Source organism: Polaribacter sargassicola (genome assembly GCF_021991835.1).
GTDB lineage: Bacteria > Bacteroidota > Bacteroidia > Flavobacteriales > Flavobacteriaceae > Polaribacter > Polaribacter sargassicola.
This window is the reverse complement of the sequence record NZ_JAHDAU010000003.1, coordinates 130,802-152,312: the sequence shown is the minus strand read 5'-3', so window position 1 is coordinate 152,312 and position 21,511 is coordinate 130,802. Positions and strand designations below refer to the sequence as shown.

The window sequence follows — 21,511 nt, the reverse complement described above, 5'->3', positions numbered from 1 at the left end:
AAAACAATAGTATTTTTTTTCAATTTTATAAAAAAAAGAGGTTTAATAAATAAAAATAAAATTATTTAAATAAAGAAGGGAGATTTTTTATTGAAAACTTATTCTCATTAATTTCTATAATTTTTAAAACCCTCTTCAATATTTATAAAGCTTTCTAAAAAGTAAAAAAATATAAAAGGTAATATCATTGATAAATAAGAAATATCAAATAAATCTCCAAAGACATTATTATAAAAACCTTCTTCTATAATATTTAAGCCAAAAGTAATTAACATTAAACCACTAAAAATGTAAGTAGAAAAAAGAAAAACATCACTAGAATACTTAACTTTAAAAGACAAAAAAAACGGAACTAATAATGATAAAATAATTAAAATTTTAGGAGCATATCTTGTCTGATGATTAAAAGGGTTGTGTTCTATTATAAAATCTAAACTTGGTAATGAAAATAAAATTGGTAAAGAAATAAGAACTCCAAAAAAGAATAAATAAAGTAGAAAAGATATTTTTTTCTTTGAGGCAATTTTAACAAAAGGAGCAAACAAAAAAAGGGTTAAAGGTATCATTACTATGCCTCTTGTTAAACAGAACAAAGCAACAATAATTGCTAGTAATCCTTTTTTCTTAAAAAGTTTATTTCTAAATTTTTTCTGCCAAAAACAAATAAAAATAAGTAATAAGATACAATTACTCATTAAATCACTTTTTGCAATTACCTCCCAATAAAAAGCAGGAGAAATCAATATCAATAAAAAAATAAATACTTTTTGATCATTTTTAATATTTGATTGTATGATGAATAATGATAAAAAAAGGAACGTAAATGGTTGTAAAAAACCTATATCGCCCAGTAAATAAAAAGGCAACCCAATGTAAAACAAACCTGGTAGATTAGAAGTTGTATTACCTAAATGATCTAAGATTGCGTAAGGATATTTAATTTCTAAAATACTTTTTATTAAAACATCTAAAGCAGACCATCTGTCTGTATTTAAAGACAATCCATCTACTTTTAAGTTAACTAATAGAAAGACAATAAATATCAAAAAAGAAAAAATGTATAATAGCAAATTAAAGTTTCTAATTCTATTTAAAAAATTTTTAAGCTTAAAGTGAGCATAGAAAATGCTTATAAATAATAAGGTGTAAGTTAACAAAGCTATATTATTTAAAGTTTCTGGTAGTCTTACAGAATACTTAAAAACAAAAAGAGAATTAATTAGAAAAAGTAAGATTAAAAACACCTTATCTTTTAGATTAAAAAATAGAGATTTATGCAAAATATAAACTTGTTTTTTTTTGATATAAAAGTACATTTATTTTACACATAATTTCCTTACTTTTGTAAATAGAAAATAATAATTACAATTTTATACTAGATGAAAACAGTTCAATTCAGAGAGGCGATTTGTGAAGCCATGAGTGAAGAAATGCGTAGAGATGAAAGCATTTACTTAATGGGTGAAGAAGTTGCAGAATATAATGGTGCATATAAAGCATCTAAAGGTATGTTAGATGAGTTTGGTGCTAAACGTGTTATTGATACACCAATTGCTGAACTTGGTTTTGCTGGAGTTGCAGTTGGTTCTGCAATGAACGGTAATAGACCTATTGTAGAGTATATGACTTTTAACTTCTCTTTGGTTGGAATTGATCAAATTATAAACAATGCTGCAAAAATTAGACAAATGTCTGGTGGGCAATTTAATTGTCCTATAGTTTTTAGAGGGCCAACAGCTTCTGCAGGTCAATTAGGAGCAACACACTCGCAAGCATTTGAAAACTGGTTTGCAAACACGCCAGGTTTAAAAGTTATAGTTCCATCTAATCCGTATGATGCAAAAGGTTTATTAAAAGCTGCAATTAGAGATGACGATCCGGTTATTTTTATGGAGTCTGAGCAAATGTATGGTGATAAAATGGAAATTCCTGAAGGAGAATACATTATTCCTATTGGTGTTGCAGACATTAAAAGAGAAGGAACAGATGTAACAATTGTTTCTTTTGGTAAAATTATTAAAGAAGCTTACAAAGCTGCAGATGAGTTAGCTAAAGAAAATATTTCTGTAGAAATTATTGATTTAAGAACAGTACGTCCTATGGATCACGCTGCAATTATAGCTTCAGTTAAAAAGACTAACAGATTAGTTGTTTTAGAAGAAGCTTGGCCATTTGCAAGTGTTTCTTCTGAGATTACTTATAGAATACAAGATGAGGCATTTGATTATTTAGATGCTCCTATAAAAAGATTAACTACGGCAGATACTCCAGCTCCATATTCTCCAGTATTATTAGAAAAATGGATTCCAAATCATAACGATGTTATAAAAGCTGTAAAAGAAGTTTTATATATATAAACAAAATATAAATTTTTTAAAAAGCCTTTTTGTTATAAGACAAAAAGGCTTTTTTTTTAAACAAATATTTAACTTTTAATAGAAAATAAATAATCAACTTATTCGTTATTTTGCTTATTTATTAAACAAATATGAGATTTAAATTACTCTTAATATATATATCTTTTTTTTCTTTTTCTATACTTGCACAAACAAAAGTAAAAGGAATAATTATTGATAAAAATAACGACCCAATACCATACTGTAGCATACAATTTGTAAACTCTACAGAAGGTACAACTAGTGATGATAATGGTTCTTTTTATTTAGAATCAGACAAAAATTGGCAAGAAATAAGTGTTTCTTTTATTGGGTATAAAAACTTAATTTATAAATTAGAGAACAGTATTCAATTTAATCTAAAGTTAATTTTAGAAGAAGAGGAAGAAACTTTAAATGCAATTACTATAGTTACTGGTAAACAGCCTAAGAAAAATAACCCTGCAATAGCAATTCTTAGAAAGATTTGGGCTCAAAAACGTAAAAACGGACTTAAACACTTTAATCAATATCAATATAAAAAATATCAAAAAGTAGAATTTGATTTAAATACAATTGATGATAAATTAAAAAACAAGAAAATTTTTAATGGTTTAGAGTTTGTTTTTAAAGATGTAGATACTTCAAGTATTACAGGTAAAACTTTTTTGCCTGTTTTTTTAAACGAAGCTATTTCTGAAGTATATGGTGATAATATTTTAAAAAAAGAAAAAGATGTTTTAGTAGCCAATCAAAACTCTGGCTTTAGTAACAATCAACAACTAATTGATTATATAGACGATTTGTACGCGGATTATAATATTTATGATAATTATCTAAAAATATTTGATAAAAGTTTTGTGAGTCCTTTGTCTAAAACGGGTATTAACAATTATAATTATGTATTGGCAGACAGTGCTTTTATTGATAAAAAATGGTCTTACAATATTATTTATTACCCAAGAAGAAAAAACGAACTTACTTTTAAAGGGAATTTTTGGGTAAGCGATACCACATTTGCAGTAAAAGAAATTAACCTTCAAGTAACTAAAAATGCAAACATAAATTGGGTTAAAGACGTTTATATAGAACAAGAATTTGATATTTTAAACGACTCTATTTTTGTATTAAAAAGAGATTATTTGTTGTCAGATTTTTCTTTAACAAATAAAGAGAAATCTAGAGGTGTTTATGGTAAAAAAACAACCATTTATAAAGATTATGTTTTTAATAAACCCATAGAGGATAAAAAGTTTTACGATAAGAAAACTTTTATTTCTCAAGATGATGACTCTTATAATAAACCCAAAGAATTTTGGAACAATAATAGGTTTGAAGAATTAAATGACAACGAAAAAGGAATATATACTTTAATTGATACTTTACAAACGGTAAAAAAATATAAAAACTTAAATAAGATAATAGAAACTTTATCTTCTGGTTATTTTGAAATTAATTCATTAAACATAGATTACGGACCACTTTTTTCTACTTTTGGTTTTAATGATGTAGAAGGATTGCGTGTAAGAGTTGGTGCTAGAACTTATAAAACAAGTAATGATTTATTTAGGTTAGAAGCTTATACAGCATACGGACTTAAAGATGAGAAGTTAAAATATGGTTTTCAAGGAAAATGGTTACTAAATAAGAAAAACAGATTAATTCTATCCGGAGGAAAAAGAAGAGATATAGAACAAATTGGGGCTTCTTTAATAGCTAATACAGATGTTTTAGGTAGAAGTGATGGTTCGTCATCTTTAATTAGTACAGGAACAAATGATAAATTAACAAATGTTAATATAACTACGTTTTCGGCACAAATAGAACCGACACCAAACCTAGTATTAAAACTTTCTTCTAACTACAAAACGTTAAGTTCTGCATCAGAAACATTTAGTTTAGATTATAACGATGCCGCGTCTGCAACTGGGGTTTCTTCAGAAATGAGACAATTTGAAACCATTTTTGGGTTAGGTTATTATCCTAAAAGAAAAATGTCTGGCTTTGGTGTACAAAGGTATCCTGCTAATACAGATTATGCCCAATATTATACACAAATAACAAGAGGTAGTAAAGATGTTTTTGATAGTGATTTTGATTATACAAAAGTACAATTATCTATTTTTAAGTTATGGAAAATAGGGGCTTTAGGAAGATTAAAAACCTCTTTAGAAGCTGGTAAAACATTTGGCGAAGTGCCTTTAGCTTTATTAAGTGTGGCTCCTGGAAATCAAACTTATTTTATGTTTAATAATACATTTAACCTATTAAATTTTTACGAATTTGTAACAGATCAATACACATCTTTACATTTAGAACATAATTTTAATGGAAGAATTTTTTCTAGAATTCCGTTATTAAAAAAGACAAAAATGAGAACAGTTGTTGGCTTTAAAACATTTATAGGAAATATTTCTGATGAAAATGTTGCACTTAATACAACTGGTAATACTGCAGAAATACCATTAATAGCACCATCTATAAAACCATATTACGAGTATAGTATAGGTGTTGCTAACATATTTAAAGTGTTAAGAGTAGACTTTAATTTTAGAGGAAACTACTTTGATAATACAGATGCTAGAAGGTTTGGTATAACAGCCGGATTAGAGTTTAATTTTTAATCTTAATAAAGTTATATAGCTTTATTAAATAATTTAACCGAAAACCTTTGCGTAAATTTACAAGGCAAAAATCTTAAATAAAATTTAATTTATCACTAATTTTGTGTAAAACCAAAATATGAAAGAACCGAAACAAATGACTAAAGAACAAAAAAAACAAGTAACTTTTGATGTACTTATAGAGATCCCTAAAGGAAGTAGAAATAAATATGAATACGATTTTGCGCTTCACAAAATTAGATTCGATAGAATGTTGTTTTCTTCTATGATGTATCCTGGTGATTATGGGTTTATTCCAGAAACTTTAGCTTTAGATTCAGACCCTTTAGATGTACTTGTTTTAGGTCATCAACCAACTTATCCAATGGTGGTAATGGAAGTAAGACCTATTGGTGTTTTTTACATGACTGATGAAAAAGGACCAGATGAAAAAGTAATTTGTGTACCTGTTTCTGATCCTATTTGGAGTAATAAAACAGATATTTCAGATTTAAATCCTCATAGATTAAAAGAAATAGAACATTTCTTTCAAGTTTATAAAGACTTAGAAAAGAAAAAAGTTGATACAGGAGGTTGGGGAGATGCAACTGCTGCTGTAAAAATATATAACGAATGTGTTGATAGATATAATAATAGTGAGCACAAGAAAAAAAGAACATTTACTATTTAAATAGATAAATAATATTTAAAAAAACACCTTAAATTTTTAAGGTGTTTTTTTTTGTTTTAAACTTAAAAATAGATTAAAATTATTTCACTTCTCACTATGTATTTTAAAAATCAATGAGATTACTTGTAAAAGCTGATATAAATCATTTTTTATTAAAATATAAATTTAATAGCTATTAAAATATATAATATGTAAAATAAATATACTTTTTTTATCAATTTAATTTCTGTAAATTTATGTTTTATAATGTCATTTTCAAAATGATATAAATTTAAATCAACTAATTGTATGGAATTAATCGTTAAATTTTTACCGCTATTTGGGGTGTTGGCCCTAGCGTTTGTAGTTATTAAAAGTGCTTGGGTAAGCAAGCAAGATCAGGGAGATAATAGGATGCAAAAAATTGCAAAAAATATTGCTGTGGGTGCAATGTCTTTTTTAAAGGCAGAGTATAAAGTCTTATCAATTTTTGTAGTAGCTGTTGCTGTGTTATTATATTTTAAAGGGGTTTCTGAAGAAGGATCTAGTGGAGTTGTAGCTTTGTCTTTTGTTATTGGTGCAATTTGCTCTGCTTTAGCTGGTTTTATTGGCATGAAAGTAGCAACAAAAGCAAATGTAAGAACTACGCAAGCAGCTAGAACATCTTTAGGAAAAGCATTAGAAGTAGCTTTTGCAGGAGGAGCCGTAATGGGTTTAGGAGTTGTTGGTTTAGGAGTTTTAGGACTTAGTAGTTTATTTATTTTGTATCAAAATATTTGGCCTGGATCAGAAAATTTAACTTTAGTTTTAAATGTGCTTTCTGGGTTTTCTTTAGGTGCGTCTTCTATTGCTCTTTTTGCAAGAGTAGGTGGTGGTATTTATACAAAAGCAGCAGATGTTGGTGCAGATTTAGTTGGTAAAGTAGAAGCTGGTATTCCAGAAGACCATCCTTTAAACCCAGCTACAATTGCAGATAATGTGGGTGATAATGTAGGTGATGTTGCTGGTATGGGAGCAGATTTATTTGAATCTTATGTAGGTTCTATTATTGGTACAATGGTTTTAGGAGCTTTTATAATTACTCCAGATTTAAATGGTTTAGGAGCAGTTTATCTTCCGTTAGTTTTAGCTGCAGTGGGAATTGTAATGTCTATTTTAGGATCGTTCTTTGTAAGAGTTAAAGACGGTGGAAATCCACAAACTGCTTTAAATATTGGCGAATTTGGTTCTGCAGGTTTAATGGTAGTAGCTTCGTATTTTATAATCGATACTTTAATTCCAGAATCCGTAGAAGGTTTACCTTTTGGTTCATGGGGAGTTTTTATGGCAACAATTGCAGGTTTAATTGCAGGTTTAGCTGTGGGTAAAATAACTGAGTATTATACAGCCACTGGTAAAAAACCAGTACTTTCTATTGTAAAGCAATCTAAAACTGGTGCAGCTACAAATATTATTGCAGGTTTAGGTGTTGGTATGATGTCTACTGCAATTCCTATTATTTTAATTGCGGCTGCAATTATTGTTTCTCATCATTTTGCAGGCTTATTCGGTATTGCAATTGCTGCAGTAGGTATGTTAGCAAATACAGGAATCCAATTAGCTGTTGATGCTTATGGACCAATTTGTGATAATGCAGGTGGAATTGCAGAAATGGCAGAATTACCTAGTGAAGTTAGAGATAGAACAGATAAATTAGACGCAGTAGGTAATACAACAGCAGCTGTTGGAAAAGGTTTTGCTATTGCTTCTGCAGCTTTAACAGCATTAGCGTTATTTGCTGCATTTATGAAAACAGCTAATGTTGTAGCAATTGATGTTTCTCAGCCAAAAATTATGGCAGGTTTATTAATTGGTGGTATGTTACCTTTTGTGTTTTCTGCATTATCTATGAATGCAGTTGGTAGAGCTGCAATGGCAATGATAGAAGAAGTTCGTCGTCAGTTTAGAGATATTCCTAAATTAAAAGCTGCTTTAGAAGTTATGAGAGCGGTAGATTCTGATATGACAAAAGCAACCAAAGAACAAAGAGCTATTTTTGATGCTGCAGATGGAGTTGCAGAATATGATAAATGTGTAGATATTTCTACAAAAGCGTCTATTAAAGAAATGGTTTTACCAGGGTTATTAGCTATTGCTGTACCTGTGGCTATAGGCTTTATTGGTGGTGCAGAAATGTTAGGTGGTTTGTTAGCGGGTGTAACAACTTGTGGAGTTTTAATGGCAATTTTTCAATCTAACGCAGGTGGTGCTTGGGATAATGCTAAGAAAACAATTGAAGAACAAGGTAAAAAAGGGACAGAAGATCATAAAGCTGCTGTAGTTGGTGATACTGTTGGAGATCCTTTTAAAGATACTTCTGGTCCTTCTTTAAATATTCTTTTAAAATTAATGTCTGTTGTTGCATTGGTTATAGCACCGAGTATTGCAATGAATTCTGCTGATATTTCTAATTTTAATCAAACTAAAAAAGATGTAAAAGTAGAAATTACTCAAACCAATGGAGATTTAGCAATGGCAACAATTACCACAATTAAAACTGTTAATGGTGTTGTAACCAAAGATGTTCAAAAAATTGAAGGAACTATTGATGAAATTAAAAAAAAGATAGAAAAAACGAATAATAATGTATCAGTAAAAACTATTAAACATAAAAAGGAATAATTTTTTATGTTTACGATACTAAATTATAAGATTAAAAACCTGTTAGAATTTGTTTTCTAATAGGTTTTTAATCTTATATTAATCAACAGAAAGAAGCTTAAACAAAACCTTTCTGTTTTTCAATTAAGTGTAACATTTAAAAAAAAGTACTTTTTTAAGAAATATAAGTAATAACTTATTATTTTTATTAAATTGTGCCCTCTAAAAAAGTTTATAAAATTAACTTCAAAACAATTATAAATTTCTTTTAGTTTTATGTAAATAAATTTATGAGTTTAATACAACTAACTATAAAAGGTATTTCTTACAGTCAAACTCAAAGTGGAGCTTATGCGTTAGTTTTGAGCGAAATGAACGGGTCTAGAACTTTGCCTGTAATTATAGGCGCGTTCGAAGCTCAATCTATAGCCATTGCTTTAGAAACAGAAATTAGACCGCCAAGACCACTTACACATGATTTATTTAAAACCTTTTCTGATAGGTTTTTTATCGTAATAAAAGAGGTTATAATCCATAAATTGGTAGATGGTGTGTTTTTTTCTAGTTTAGTTTGTGAAAAAGATGGGCTAGAAGAAACTATAGATGCAAGAACTTCAGACGCTATTGCAATAGCAGTTCGTTTTCAGGCACCAATTTACACTTATGAAAATATATTAGAAAAAGCAGGTGTTTTTCTTAAAATAGAAGAAGAATTTGGTGAAGAAGAAACAGCGGAATCTGACTCATTAGATAATATGATTACACATGATGAAAGTTCATTTAAATCTTTAACAATAGAAGAACTTCAAAACCAATTAGAAGAAGCAGTAACTAATGAAGATTATGAGCTTGCAGCAAAACTTAGGGATGAAATTAGTAAGCGTTCCTAAAAATTAAATTAGAATTATGAAAAAAATACTTACCGTTATTTTTTGTTTATTATCAATTACAATTTTTTCTCAAAATACCGAAACAATTTCAGAAATAGTTCCAAGTCAAGGTTTTTCTATAACTAGTTTATGGAGAGGTGCTTTAGGGATGTTTTCTTTAATAGTTATTGCCTTTTTATTTAGTTCTAATAAGAAAGCAATAAATTGGAAAAAAGTAGGTATTGGTTTATCATTACAGTTATTAATCGCTATTGGTGTTTTAAAAGTAGAATTTATTCAAATTATTTTCGAATTTATAGGAGGTATTTTTATAGAAATATTAGCATACACTAAAGCTGGTAGTGAGTTTTTGTTTGCAGGTATTGTTGGTGATATGAATAAGTTTGGTTACATATTTGCTTTTCAAGTATTACCAACTATTATATTCTTTTCTGCTTTAACTTCATTATTATTTTATTTAGGTATTATTCAGCAAGTAGTTAAAGTTTTAGCTATAGTATTGTCTAAGTTTTTAGGTATTTCTGGTATGGAAAGTTTATCTGTAGCAGGTAATATTTTTTTAGGACAAACAGAAGCTCCTCTTTTAATAAAAGCTTATTTAGAAAAAATGAATAAGTCGGAAATGTTGTTGGTTATGATTGGTGGTATGGCAACCGTAGCAGGTGCGGTATTAGCAGCTTATATAGGGTTTTTAGGAGGTGGAGATAAAGAGTTAGAATTGCTTTTTGCAAAGCACCTTTTGGCAGCTTCTGTTATGGCAGCGCCAGGAGCAATTGTAATTGCTAAAATATTGTATCCACAAACAGAAGAAGTAAATTCAGACGTTTCTGTTTCGCCAGAAAAAATAGGATCTAATATATTAGATGCAATAGCAAACGGAACAACAGAAGGTCTTCGTTTAGCAGTAAATGTAGGTGCAATGTTACTTGTTTTTGTAGCAATTATAGCTATGTTAAATGGTATTTTAGGTTGGGTAGGAGATGTTACAACATTAAATGCTATAATAGCAGAAAATACAGCTTATTCTGCATTGTCCTTAGAGTTTATTTTAGGTTCTATCTTTGCTCCGTTAATGTGGTTAATAGGAGTGCCAACAGTAGATATTTCTATGATGGGACAATTATTAGGTATTAAATTAGCCGCAAGTGAATTTGTTGGTTATATACAATTAGCAGAGTTAAAAAATGCCGCTAATGCAACACATTTAACGTTTAATAAATCGGTTATAATGGCTACTTATATGCTATGTGGTTTTGCAAATTTTGCTTCTATAGGTATTCAAATAGGTGGTATTGGTTCTTTAGCTCCAGGGCAAAGAAAAACATTATCAGAATTTGGTATGAAGGCATTGATTGGTGGTACAATAGCTTCTTTAATGTCTGCAACAATTGCAGGAATGATTATTGGATAAATTGAGATTCTAACTTTTTAAAAAAAGTTGATAACTTTATAATATTATTTTTAGCTTCAATCTTTTTAGGTTGAAGCTTTTTTTATTTTTAAAACCTGATAAAAGAGAAGAAATATGAAGCAATATCATGACTTAGTAAAGCACGTTTTAGAAAACGGAAACGAAAAAGGAGATAGAACAGGTACAGGAACTAAAAGTGTTTTTGGTTATCAAATGCGTTTTGATTTAAGTGAAGGTTTTCCGATGGTAACTACAAAAAAGCTGCATTTAAAATCTATAATTTACGAATTACTTTGGTTTATTAAAGGAGATACAAATATTACATATCTTAAAGAAAATGGAGTGAAAATTTGGAATGAATGGGCAGATGAAAATGGAGATTTAGGGCCTGTCTATGGTCATCAATGGCGTAATTGGAATAGTGATGAAGTAGATCAGTTAAAAGAAGTGATAGAGACATTAAAAACAAATCCAAATTCTAGAAGAATGTTGGTTTCTGCATGGAATCCATCTGTGTTACCAGATACTTCTATTTCGTTTTCAGAAAACGTAGCAAATGGTAAAGCAGCGTTACCACCTTGTCATGCCTTTTTTCAGTTTTATGTTTCAGAAGGAAAATTATCTTGCCAACTATATCAAAGAAGTGCAGATATATTTTTAGGTGTACCATTTAATATTGCATCTTACGCATTATTTACTATGATGATTGCGCAAGTATGCGGATATGAAGCAGGAGAATTTATCCATACTTTTGGTGATGCTCATATCTATAATAATCATAAAGAACAATTAGAGTTGCAATTGTCTAGAGATATAAGAGCGTTACCAAAGATGAAAATAAATCCATCAATAAAAAATATCGAAGATTTTACTTTCGAAGATTTTACTTTGTTAGATTATAACCCGCATCCTCATATAAAAGGAGCAGTTGCTGTTTAGTAAAATAAAAAAGAGCTTTCATTTATTTTGAAAGCTCTTTTTATATTTATTATAAATCTAAAACACTATTATCGGCAGAAGCAAAATCACTCCATACAGTACTGTCTGCATCTGGCTCATTTGTATATTCGCCATCAATAACATATCTAAATTCATATGATTTTTCTGTTTCTAAATCTACAGTTCCTTTAAAAGAACCATTTTTTAGTTTTTTAAGAGGCATTGCTTCTACATCCCATTCATTAAAACATCCAACTACTGAAACATTTTTAGCTTCTTCAGCTGGTACAGTAAAAGTTACTTTACAAACTGGTTTACTTTTTAAAAATTGTTTTTTAATTGCCATAATTTTTCTATTCAAAAGTTTAAGTAAATTTAATTAAGTTGTATTTACTTACAATCATTATTTTATAATATTTTTAAAGAATTGTCAGTTTGATAAATAGATAACTCAAAATATTAATTTATCAAAATAAAAACAGAAGTAAATTAAAATATTTTTAAAACAGTATAATTGCTCTCGCATTGATTTTCAGGGTTTTTGCTAACGAAAACGTATTCGTTAAAAGAAAAAATGTTGTAAATTAATCGTAAATCATCAAATGGTGGAACATTTACTGTAATTTTGCATAAAATGAATGAGTACAAATGGTTACAATTATAGCAGCAATAGCAAAAAATAATGCGTTAGGAAAAGACAACGATTTAATTTGGCATTTACCAGAAGATTTAAAGAGGTTTAAAAAAATTACTTCTGGTCATCATATTTTAATGGGTAGAAATACGTTTGAATCTATAGGTAAACCTTTACCAAATAGAACAACAATAATAATAACCAGAAATAAAGAATATTTTAAAGATGGTTGTTTAATTGCACATAGTTTAGAAGAGGCAATTGAAATGGCAAAAGAAGATGAGCAAATTTTTATAATTGGCGGAGCTCAAATTTATAAATATGCTATAGAAAATAATATACCAGATACTTTAGATTTAACATTAGTACATTATCAATTTGAGGCAGACGCTTTTTTTCCAGAAATTGACTTTAAAGTATGGAAAGAAGTTAAGAGAGAAGATTTTAAAGCAGATGAAAAAAATAAATTTGATTATAGTTTTGTTCAGTTTAAACGAAAGCTTAGTTAATTCTATTGGTTCTAAAACCACCACCTAAACTCATTTTATATTTTTGTTGTGCAAACAAAAAATAATTAAACAGTTTATAATTAACTTCGTAACCATAATCTATAGTTGGTTGGTAATCGATTATGTTTTCGTAAATATTGCTATTATATCTAAAAGGAGATCTTACTCTATTATTCCATTCTAAAACCCAAACATTATTTCTAGCTTCTAAATAACTTTGCGAATAGAAACCTTCAGGTTGTGCTATGGAGTTTAAAAAAGAGGTAAAACCAGGATCTATAATTATAATTTGATACTCTAAACTATCATTAGCAATTACAACTGGTTCTTCTTTTTCTGTTGATGTAGTTTTTGTAGGTGTAGATGCGCAAGCCCAAAAAAGAAAGGCTAAAGAAAAAGAAATAAATATGTATTTTAAAAGCTTCATAATTAGAGTGTTTAGAAAGTAAAGTTGCAAAAATTATTCCAAAATATAATGAGTTTTAAATGATTTAACATTATTTTACTCACTTAAATTTAATAAATGAAAAATAGGTGCTTTTGGGTAACAGATAGTAAGTTGTATCAAGATTATCATGATAATGAATGGGGAAAACCTGTTTATGATGATAAAACGTTGTTTGAGTTTTTAATTTTAGAAACTTTTCAGGCTGGTTTAAGTTGGATTACAATTCTTAATAAGCGAGAAAATTTTAGGCAAGCTTTTGATGATTTTGAATATCAAAAAATAGCTGAATACTCAGAAAGTAAATACGAGTCTTTATTGCAAGATGCCGGTATTATTAGAAATAAATTAAAAATAAAAAGTGCAATTATAAATGCACAGTTATTTATAGAAATTCAGCAAGAGTTTGGTTCTTTTTCTAAATTTATTTGGTCTTATGTAAACCATAAGCCAATTATAAATCATTTTAAAACAAGAGAAGAGTTTCCTGCAACAACAGAGTTATCCGATAAAATTTCTAAAGATTTAAAAAAAAGAGGTTTTAAATTTGTTGGTTCTACAGTGATTTATGCTTTTATGCAAGCAATTGGTATGGTAAACGATCATACTACAGATTGTTTTAGGTATTCTAGGTAATTTTAAAAAAAGCAACGGTTATGAAATAGCCAGTGAGAACTTCTGTTTAAGTCTAAATCAAAACGAATGATGATCTCATGAGAACTTAAATTACTGCCGTATTCTGCTAAAGTGTAATCATAAGAATAGCCAACTCTGTATTTTTTATTTATAATGATAGCAAATAAAGCACTTACAGAATTCTGATAACGATAAGATAAACCTGTTTCAATTTTATCTTTATAAATTAAATTAGAGTTAATATCTACAGAAATAGGTAAAGAAGTTGTGTACTTTACCATAGTTGATGGTTTTAACTTTAAATTATCTGACAAATTAAAAACATAACCAGATGTTATAAAGTAATTTGTATTACTAATACCGTTATTATTGTTTAAGTTATCTAGAGTTTTAAATTGATTGGATTTTAATAAATTAGGTACAGATAAGCCTATAAAAAAGTTTTTATTGTAAAATAAACCACCAAAACCAATATTAGGAAAATTACCTTCTGTAGAAGCATAAACTTCGTTGTCTGGTGTAATAGCATTGGCTAAATTATTATTAAAAAAAGTTAAACCACCTTTTAAGCCAAAAGATATTCTTCCGTAATTAGATGTTGCAACAGTGTAAGAGGCATCTATATTTAAATTTGTACTAGTTGTTAAGCCTATTTTATCTTTTATAAAAGTAGCACCTAGCCCAAAACCAGCAATTGTTCTTCCGCCTATAGAAAATGTTGTTGTTTCTGGTGCACCTTCTATACCAATCCATTGTTGTCTTGATAATAAAGAAATACTTAAATCTGACTTAGAACCAACAAACGCAGGATTCAATATTTGCATATTGTATAAATATTGAGTGTAATGCGGTGCTTGTTGCGCATGCATTACTTTACTTAAAAAAGTAACTAAAAAGATGCAAAAAAGATATTGTAAATATCTATTTCTATGTTTTTTTGATTGATTTTCTCGCATCATCTAATTAATTGAATAAAACCTTTTTTAGGAGGTGTAAAACCATCATTAAAATCAATTGTGTAATAATACACGCCTTCAATAACCGGTTTGTTATTATAGGTGCCATCCCACCAAATAGGATTGAAATTACCGTTATTATTGTAGTTGTAAACCTCGCTTCCCCAACGGTCTATTATAATTATCTTAAAATTGGGATAATTGCTAATTTCATCTATTTTAAAAACATCACTAAGTCCGTCTCCGTTAGGAGAAAATAAGTTGGGTAACTTATCATTATCAATTAAAGTACCAATACCATTTACTATTTTGTTTCTTGTGTTTGTAGATGTTATATTTAAGTTTAAAGAAAAGAACTCGTTTAATTCGTAAAAATTATCATCTATAGATTCTATAGAAAATGTGGCACTGCTAGTAGACGGAAGGATGGCAATAGAACTTGTTTTTTCTAAATAATCAAAAGAAGCCATTGCTGTATTAGAAGTGTTTGTTGTACTTGTGCCATCTGATGTAAATAAGCTAATTTCTACAGGTGTTGCACTCGTAGTTAATTGGTTGTTTCTAACTAATGATATGTTAAATGTCAGTAAATCTCCTTCTGTAACAGAAACATTATCTATAGTAACATAAACTGGAGGTATTTCTCTCCAGTCTCTGTCAAGATCATCTTTATCTCCATCAGGTGTATCAATATTAGGAAAATCTAAAGGGGTTTGATTGTTTGTAGGATTTGCACTGCTTTTGTCATTATCATAAGCATCATCTAAACCATCATTATCAACATCTATATTTAGAGCTATTATTTCTTCAATTCCGTCATTATTTATATCCCAACCTTCAATAAAATCATCTCTTGTGTCGTTGTCGGAATTTGTATCTATAAAATCATAAATTCCATCATTATCTGTGTCTACAGGTAAAATTCCTTTAATTTCATTGTTGTAAGCAGTATCTATACCATCAATAGTAACTGTGTTATTAGGAGGAATGTAGCTAAATGTTGGTTGACCTTCTATATTATCTACAATTCCATCTCCGTCTGCATCAATATCTAAAAAATTAAAATTATCATTTTCATCTGTATTAGGTATTGTGTAGGTTATTGAAGCAGTATCGGTATCATCCGTTTCAACGGTATTATCAAGTCCGTTAATGCCAACTTCATTATCTGTTTCACCATCATTGTTGATGTCAACAGATTTGTTTCCTGCTTCTACAATATCTAAAATTCCGTCATTATCGCTATCTAAATCAAAATGATTTGGAACACCGTCTAAATCAAAATCAAAAACATCTATTATACCATCTGCATTAGAATCTTCACCAAAATCGATGTCTTTATAATTAGGGATAAAATCGCCATCATGATCACCTATAGGATCAGCTAAACCATTATATTCATCTATATCTAGAATGGTGTCATTATCATCATCAATATCATTACTATCTGTAATTCCATCACTATCATTATCTAAGTCTGAATTGGTGTTAACTTGTACGTTATTACTAGAGTTTACTATATTGTCTAATGGATCTTTTGCAGAAAAATTAGCCGTATTAAAGCCATCACATTCATTATTAAAAACTACCGAAAATTCAACAGTAACAAATTCATCTTTTTTTAAAAGTCCAGAATTTCCATCAAAAAAATTAATGTCTGTTTTGCCATTGTAACTTGTGTTTATTACTGGGTTTGAAGTTGCATTTGAGTTCTGAATAAAAGGAGTGCTAACATCAATTACAGCAATATCATTACAGATAGCATTTAAATTGTCTTCTAATTGAAGGTCTTTTAATTCTACCTCATCACTTGTATTTGTTAATGTAATTTGAAATGTAATTTTTTGATGTTGAATGATTCCGTTTGGAGCAAAATCTGTGTCAGATATCAATTTTTCAACAGTAGAAGAAGTATTAAATTCAAATTTCATATTAGCAACTTGGCAACTACACTGTTGAGAAGAGGAAACAGATTCTGTTTCAGAATTAGAAATGTAATAACGATCTAAATGATTTCCTAAATTATCAGACCAAAGTACATAAGAATATTTACGCTTGTATTGATCGGTTGATTCATCAAAATTATCTAAATCTCCTTGTGTTTGAGAAGTTTCTAATTGATCGAAACCTATAGAAATAGTTGGTGTTTTATCTATTGATGCATTTATCTCTAAAATTATAGTTTCTCTTGCTGCTAAAGATTGATTAGCATCTAATAAAGTTGTATTAGTGTCTCCATTAAAATTGGTGTTAATTTTAGCAGTTGGACCAGAAACCTGAGTAATATTTATGGTTTTAAATACAATTCCTTGTTCTAAAAAGCTCTCTAAACCCATGTTGTAATTTATATTTTGGGCTGTTTCTGTACCTTCATTGGTTATAATTACTCTATTACTAAAATCATAGCTACCATCTGAATTTGCTTCTGGGTTTGAGTTTGATACATATAAACCTGCTGCTAAAATTGCTTCTGTAGTATGAAAATCTTTTAACAATAAATTAGCGCTAGAGTCTCCGTTGTCGGATGTGGTACTTGTTGTAATGTCAAAATCGATATTAGAACCAGATTGGGTAGGGTTTGTTCTACCATTACAAAAAGGGTTTATAGCAACACAGATATCAATATTTATAGATTGTCTTGGGTATAAACTAAATTGTTTAGAAACTGTATTAAAGATATCTTTAGATGTTCCGTTTAAAAAGTTGTTGTTTAAACTGTTGGTTGTTGTAAATTCTTCTGGAAAATCTGTATCAGTTATTAAGTCTTTTGCACTTGTAGTTATTATATCTATTTCAAGATCGTTGTATGAGATACATCCGTTTCCAAATATGGATTCTAAATCATTAATTAAATTAATATCTTTAATAACATTTGTAGAATTTATGCTTGCTTCTGTACTCGTATTTGTAAGGGTTATTTTGTATTTTATTTTATACAAGTTATCTACAGTATAGCCTTGATTGCAACTAGTTACCTTTGATGTTAATAAGCCATTGTTGGTTACTTGAGCATTAATAAACTGAAAAAATAATAGAAAAAAGATTAATATTTTAAACTTGTTTTTTATAAAGTATACAAAATGCATTTAATTAAATATTGACTTTTAGTTTAATATACTAATATAGTTATAATTTTAAGAAAAATGTAATTTTTTGTTTTTTTTGAGGTTAAAAGTGCAAATATAGGGTCTAGTTACCTGCCAAAATTCTGATAGCGACAAAAACAGCAATAATTAGCCCACCGTATATTAATACTTTTTTACCTGCATTTTTATAGTAACGTTCGTGGTTTTTAATATCTTTTCTATAACTGTAAATCATTAAAGCAATAAATGCAATAATAAAAAAACACATAAAGATAATTCTACCTGTTGAAAAATAAGCGCTTAAAAACATTTTCTAATTTTTATTAGTTGTAAAAAGAATAGGAGATATAAATTTTGTACAAAAAAATCTATATATTACTATCAATATTAATTAGCAAAATTACGAATTTTAAAAGTAGATAAACATAGTTTTTAAAGTATCTTCTAAAACGTATTTAAAAATAAAAGTAGATTAATTTAATTATATAAATGAAAAATAAGATAAAAGCAGTTACAGAATTTCACACATCTTTTAAGGTAAATATAAATACAAAACCTATTGCAAATATAGGTGAAGACAGAAATAAACTTCGTTTTGATCTAATGAAAGAAGAAAATGAAGAGTATTTAGAGGCTGCAAATAACAATGATTTGGTTGAGGTAGCAGATGCTTTAGGAGATATGCTTTATATTTTATGTGGTACTATTATAGAGCATGGTATGCAAGATAAAATAGAAGAAGTTTTTAATGAAATTCAGCGCAGTAATATGAGTAAATTAGGCGAAAATGGTAAACCTATTTACAGAGAAGATGGTAAAGTGCTAAAAGGACCAAATTACTTTAAACCTAATATTAAAGCTATTTTAGAAAGTTAATATTGGGTTATTTAATAAAATATCCACTTATTCCGCTTAAAATACTTTGTACTGCATAAGAAGCAAGAATTAATCCCATAATTTTACTAATTACAGTAATACCGTAACTACCTATTTTTTCTTGTACTCTATTTGCAATTAGTAATAAAACAGCTGTTAAAGCTATTACAATTAATACAAGAAAAGAAGTAAGTATTTGTTTGTCTATAGAATAAAGATGATTATCTGTTAGTAAAACTACAGCCATAATTGCACCAGGAGAAGCAATTGAAGGAATTGCTACAGGAAAAATAGTAACATGTCTATAATCTGTAATTTGACTTTTCTCTTTTTCTGGTTTTCCATCACCAAAAATCATAGTAATAGCAAAAAGAAATAAAATAACACCTCCAGATATTTGAAAAGCATCTAAAGTAATAGACATTCCTTCTAAAATAAATTGACCAATTACTATAAAAAATAATAAAATTAAAAAAGCAACTACAGCAGCTCTTACTGCAACTTTCTTTTTTTCTACTTTATTTAGTTCTTTTGTAGCTTCTAAATAAACAGGTACAGAACCAATAGGGTCTAAAACAGCTATTAAAAAGAATATTTGAGTAATTATTGATGCCATTAATTTTTGTTTTTTTAAATTAGAGAGATAATGTGTATAACAGTAAATATATAAAAAATAAAAGCTTTAAAGTTAGTACCTTAAAGCTTTTATAAATAATGATTTATTTTTTTAGATTAAAGTATTACTCGCCAACCGTAAGGGTCTTCTGTTTTGTTTGTTTGTATATCTGTAATAGTTTTCTTTAAGTTTTTAGCAAAAGAATTTTCTAATTCAGGTAAATCATAATCCGTTCCTTGATAGCCAAAACCAGAAATTGGAGAAATTACAGCAGCAGTACCTGCACCAAACATTTCTTTTAAATTACCACTTTGTGCCGCGGCAATAACTTCAGAAACCGTAATTTTTCTAACTTCTACATCTATATTAGAATCTTCTGCTATTTTAATAATACTCTTACGAGTTATACCATCTAAAATTCTATCATTAGTAGGGCTTGTAATTAAAGTATCGTTTATTCTTACAAAGATATTCATTGCACCAGCTTCTTCTATATATTCATGTGTATTATCATCCGTCCAAATAACTTGGTTGTAACCTTTTTCTATAGCTAATTGAGTTGGATAAAACTGAGCAGCATAATTTCCACCCGCTTTAGCAAAACCAACACCTCCATTAGCAGCACGTGCATATTTTTCTTCAATTAAAACTTTTACCTTTCCAGAAAAATAAGCACCAGAAGGCGCAGAACAAATTATAAACTTATACTCATTTGCAGGAGATGCATGAAAACCAATACCAGAAGCAAACATAAAAGGTCTTATGTATAAAGAGCTTCCTTCATTTGTAGGAATCCAAGCGTCATCTACCTCAAGTAATTTTTTTAAACCTTCCATAAAAAGCTCTTCAGGAATTTGAGGTATCACTAATCTTTCAGCAGATTTGTTTAAACGTTTACAGTTGTCTAAAGGTCTAAATAACATTGTATTTCCTTTATCATCTTTGTAAGCTTTCATCCCTTCAAAAATAGATTGACCGTAGTGGAAAATTTTTGCAGCAGGATCTAAAGAAATAGGAGAATATGGCTTAATTACAGGTGTTTGCCATTCTCCATTTACAAAATCACATTCTAACATGTGGTCAGAATATACACTACCAAAAGGTAAGTTATTAAAATCTACAGAATCGATCTTCGATTTTTCTATACGTTGAATTTCTATACTAGATTTCATTTGAGTTGTTTAAATTGAATAGCAAATGTACATAAATTATTGCTCGTATCCATAGAACAAATCATTGGTTTTATTACTTGAAATACTTACTTTTGTGTTAAACAATCCAAACCTACAAGAGATGAAATATTTAGCACAAATTTGTTTAGTTACTATACTTGCATTTACAGCATGCAAAGAGTCTAAAAAAGAAACTAGAGAAGCCGTAGAACCAAAACAAGAAGTTGTTTACGATTCTTTTGGAGAAAAAATTACTTTAGACGATGCAATTTCATCAGAGAAATTATTAGCTAAATTTAAAGATTTAAAAGTAGGAGACACTTTAGATGTAAAATTTACATCGAGTATAGAAGATGTTTGTCCTAAAAAAGGATGTTGGATGAAGTTACCTTTAGCAGAAGATAAAACAACTTTTGTACGTTTTAAAGACTATGGTTTTTTTATGCCTTTAGACTCTAAAGGAAGAGAAGTTGTGGTAAACGGTAAGGCATTTGTAAAAGAAACATCTGTAGAAGAATTACAACATTATGCACAAGATGCAGGTAAAACTGAAGAAGAAATTGCAGCAATAACAGAATCTAAAATAGATTTTGCTTTTGAGGCAGATGGTGTTTTAATGAAAAAATAAATGCAAAAAATAATTGTTTTCTTTTTATTGATTGCGGTTTTTTCTTGTAAAAAAGAAACTCCCAAAAAAATAATTATAATAGAAAGTAAAAAACCAAAGCAGTCAGAAATGGCTGCTTTAATGCTTAAAATGTATGCTAAAAATTTAGAAAATAAACAGCTTATTTTACAAGGAGAAAAACCAAACGAATTTCCAGCAGAATTTTTAAACATTCATACAGCTCAATTAACAGATCCATCAAATAGAAATCCTACTTTTAATACCTTTTCAGATTTTTATTTAAACAGTTTTAAAAAGGTTTTTAATACCTCTAAAGATTCACTTATTATCAATCATAATAACGCAATTAATAGTTGTATAGTTTGTCATCAAACTACTTGTGTAGGTCCTATACCTAAAATTAAAAAATTATTGATTAAATAAGA

Annotated in this window: 20 protein-coding genes; 12 read left to right on the top strand and 8 right to left on the bottom strand. The window is 28.5% G+C overall.

The genetic code is table 11. The features are described from left to right. Window positions 1-107: 107 nt before the first annotated feature. On the bottom strand, window positions 108-1,046 hold the full coding sequence (locus KI686_RS06545; protein ID WP_237588469.1) for a hypothetical protein: 939 nt from the start codon (window positions 1,044-1,046) through the stop codon (window positions 108-110). 333 nt (window positions 1,047-1,379) lie between these two features. On the opposite strand from KI686_RS06545, the gene KI686_RS06540 reads away from it, so the two are divergent. The 7 genes from KI686_RS06540 (at window position 1,380) to KI686_RS06510 (ending at window position 11,528) form a co-directional block, all read left to right on the top strand. After that, complete coding sequence (locus tag KI686_RS06540) at window positions 1,380-2,357, top strand: pyruvate dehydrogenase complex E1 component subunit beta (RefSeq protein ID WP_237588468.1); 978 nt, start codon at window positions 1,380-1,382, stop codon at window positions 2,355-2,357. Between the two features lie 131 nt (window positions 2,358-2,488). Further along, window positions 2,489-4,999, top strand: coding sequence for a DUF5686 family protein (locus KI686_RS06535; protein ID WP_237588467.1), 2,511 nt, complete (start codon window positions 2,489-2,491; stop codon window positions 4,997-4,999). Between the two features lie 118 nt (window positions 5,000-5,117). Continuing rightward, the gene (locus tag KI686_RS06530; RefSeq protein ID WP_438617004.1) at window positions 5,118-5,669 is read left to right on the top strand and encodes an inorganic diphosphatase; all 552 of its coding nucleotides are present in this window, start codon (window positions 5,118-5,120) and stop codon (window positions 5,667-5,669) included. A gap of 288 nt (window positions 5,670-5,957) precedes the next feature. After that, complete coding sequence (locus KI686_RS06525) at window positions 5,958-8,309, top strand: sodium-translocating pyrophosphatase (RefSeq protein ID WP_237588466.1); 2,352 nt, start codon at window positions 5,958-5,960, stop codon at window positions 8,307-8,309. Window positions 8,310-8,578: 269 nt separating this feature from the next. Further along, window positions 8,579-9,178, top strand: a complete 600-nt coding sequence (locus KI686_RS06520; RefSeq protein WP_237588465.1) for a bifunctional nuclease family protein — start codon at window positions 8,579-8,581, stop codon at window positions 9,176-9,178. A 16-nt stretch (window positions 9,179-9,194) separates the two neighbouring features. Then, window positions 9,195-10,589, top strand: coding sequence for a NupC/NupG family nucleoside CNT transporter (locus tag KI686_RS06515; RefSeq protein ID WP_237588464.1), 1,395 nt, complete (start codon window positions 9,195-9,197; stop codon window positions 10,587-10,589). A 114-nt stretch (window positions 10,590-10,703) separates the two neighbouring features. Then, the gene (locus KI686_RS06510) at window positions 10,704-11,528 is read left to right on the top strand and encodes a thymidylate synthase (protein ID WP_237588463.1); all 825 of its coding nucleotides are present in this window, start codon (window positions 10,704-10,706) and stop codon (window positions 11,526-11,528) included. 49 nt (window positions 11,529-11,577) lie between these two features. On the opposite strand, the gene KI686_RS06505 is transcribed toward KI686_RS06510, so the two are convergent. After that, window positions 11,578-11,874: an isoamylase early set domain-containing protein gene (locus KI686_RS06505; protein ID WP_237588462.1), complete on the bottom strand. Its 297-nt coding sequence runs from the start codon at window positions 11,872-11,874 to the stop codon at window positions 11,578-11,580. 302 nt (window positions 11,875-12,176) lie between these two features. Between KI686_RS06505 and KI686_RS06500 the strand changes: the two genes are divergently transcribed. Further along, entirely contained in the window at window positions 12,177-12,671 is a 495-nt protein-coding gene (locus tag KI686_RS06500; protein WP_237588461.1) for a dihydrofolate reductase, read from the top strand. Here the strand turns inward: KI686_RS06500 and KI686_RS06495 are convergent. Then, window positions 12,664-13,098: a DUF6146 family protein gene (locus KI686_RS06495; RefSeq protein WP_237588460.1), complete on the bottom strand. Its 435-nt coding sequence runs from the start codon at window positions 13,096-13,098 to the stop codon at window positions 12,664-12,666. The two genes, KI686_RS06500 and KI686_RS06495, sit on opposite strands and share 8 nt — an antisense overlap. A 96-nt stretch (window positions 13,099-13,194) precedes the next feature. Between KI686_RS06495 and KI686_RS06490 the strand changes: the two genes are divergently transcribed. After that, window positions 13,195-13,752, top strand: coding sequence for a DNA-3-methyladenine glycosylase I (locus KI686_RS06490; protein WP_237588459.1), 558 nt, complete (start codon window positions 13,195-13,197; stop codon window positions 13,750-13,752). A gap of 2 nt (window positions 13,753-13,754) precedes the next feature. On the opposite strand, the gene KI686_RS06485 is transcribed toward KI686_RS06490, so the two are convergent. From KI686_RS06485 to KI686_RS06475, 3 genes are all read right to left on the bottom strand, one after another. Next, entirely contained in the window at window positions 13,755-14,711 is a 957-nt protein-coding gene (locus KI686_RS06485; protein ID WP_237588458.1) for a PorP/SprF family type IX secretion system membrane protein, read from the bottom strand. After that, window positions 14,708-17,794 (bottom strand): T9SS type B sorting domain-containing protein, encoded by a 3,087-nt coding sequence (locus KI686_RS06480; protein WP_237588457.1) that lies wholly within the window; start codon window positions 17,792-17,794, stop codon window positions 14,708-14,710. Before KI686_RS06480 ends, KI686_RS06485 begins: the two co-directional genes overlap by 4 nt. Window positions 17,795-17,897: 103 nt before the next feature. Then, on the bottom strand, window positions 17,898-18,104 hold the full coding sequence (locus KI686_RS06475) for a hypothetical protein (RefSeq protein ID WP_237588456.1): 207 nt from the start codon (window positions 18,102-18,104) through the stop codon (window positions 17,898-17,900). 179 nt (window positions 18,105-18,283) lie between these two features. On the opposite strand from KI686_RS06475, the gene KI686_RS06470 reads away from it, so the two are divergent. Then, window positions 18,284-18,670: a pyrophosphohydrolase domain-containing protein gene (locus KI686_RS06470; protein ID WP_237588455.1), complete on the top strand. Its 387-nt coding sequence runs from the start codon at window positions 18,284-18,286 to the stop codon at window positions 18,668-18,670. A 7-nt stretch (window positions 18,671-18,677) separates the two neighbouring features. On the opposite strand, the gene KI686_RS06465 is transcribed toward KI686_RS06470, so the two are convergent. Next, window positions 18,678-19,286, bottom strand: a complete 609-nt coding sequence (locus KI686_RS06465; protein ID WP_237588454.1) for a MarC family protein — start codon at window positions 19,284-19,286, stop codon at window positions 18,678-18,680. A 116-nt stretch (window positions 19,287-19,402) separates the two neighbouring features. Beyond that, window positions 19,403-20,458, bottom strand: a complete 1,056-nt coding sequence (locus tag KI686_RS06460) for a branched-chain amino acid aminotransferase (protein ID WP_237588453.1) — start codon at window positions 20,456-20,458, stop codon at window positions 19,403-19,405. A gap of 121 nt (window positions 20,459-20,579) precedes the next feature. Here KI686_RS06460 and KI686_RS06455 point away from each other — a divergent pair, with 121 nt between their 5' ends. Together KI686_RS06455 and KI686_RS06450 are read left to right on the top strand one after the other, a co-directional pair. Beyond that, window positions 20,580-21,086, top strand: a complete 507-nt coding sequence (locus KI686_RS06455) for a DUF4920 domain-containing protein (protein WP_237588452.1) — start codon at window positions 20,580-20,582, stop codon at window positions 21,084-21,086. Then, window positions 21,087-21,509, top strand: a complete 423-nt coding sequence (locus KI686_RS06450) for a hypothetical protein (RefSeq protein ID WP_237588451.1) — start codon at window positions 21,087-21,089, stop codon at window positions 21,507-21,509. Window positions 21,510-21,511 lie beyond the last annotated feature (2 nt).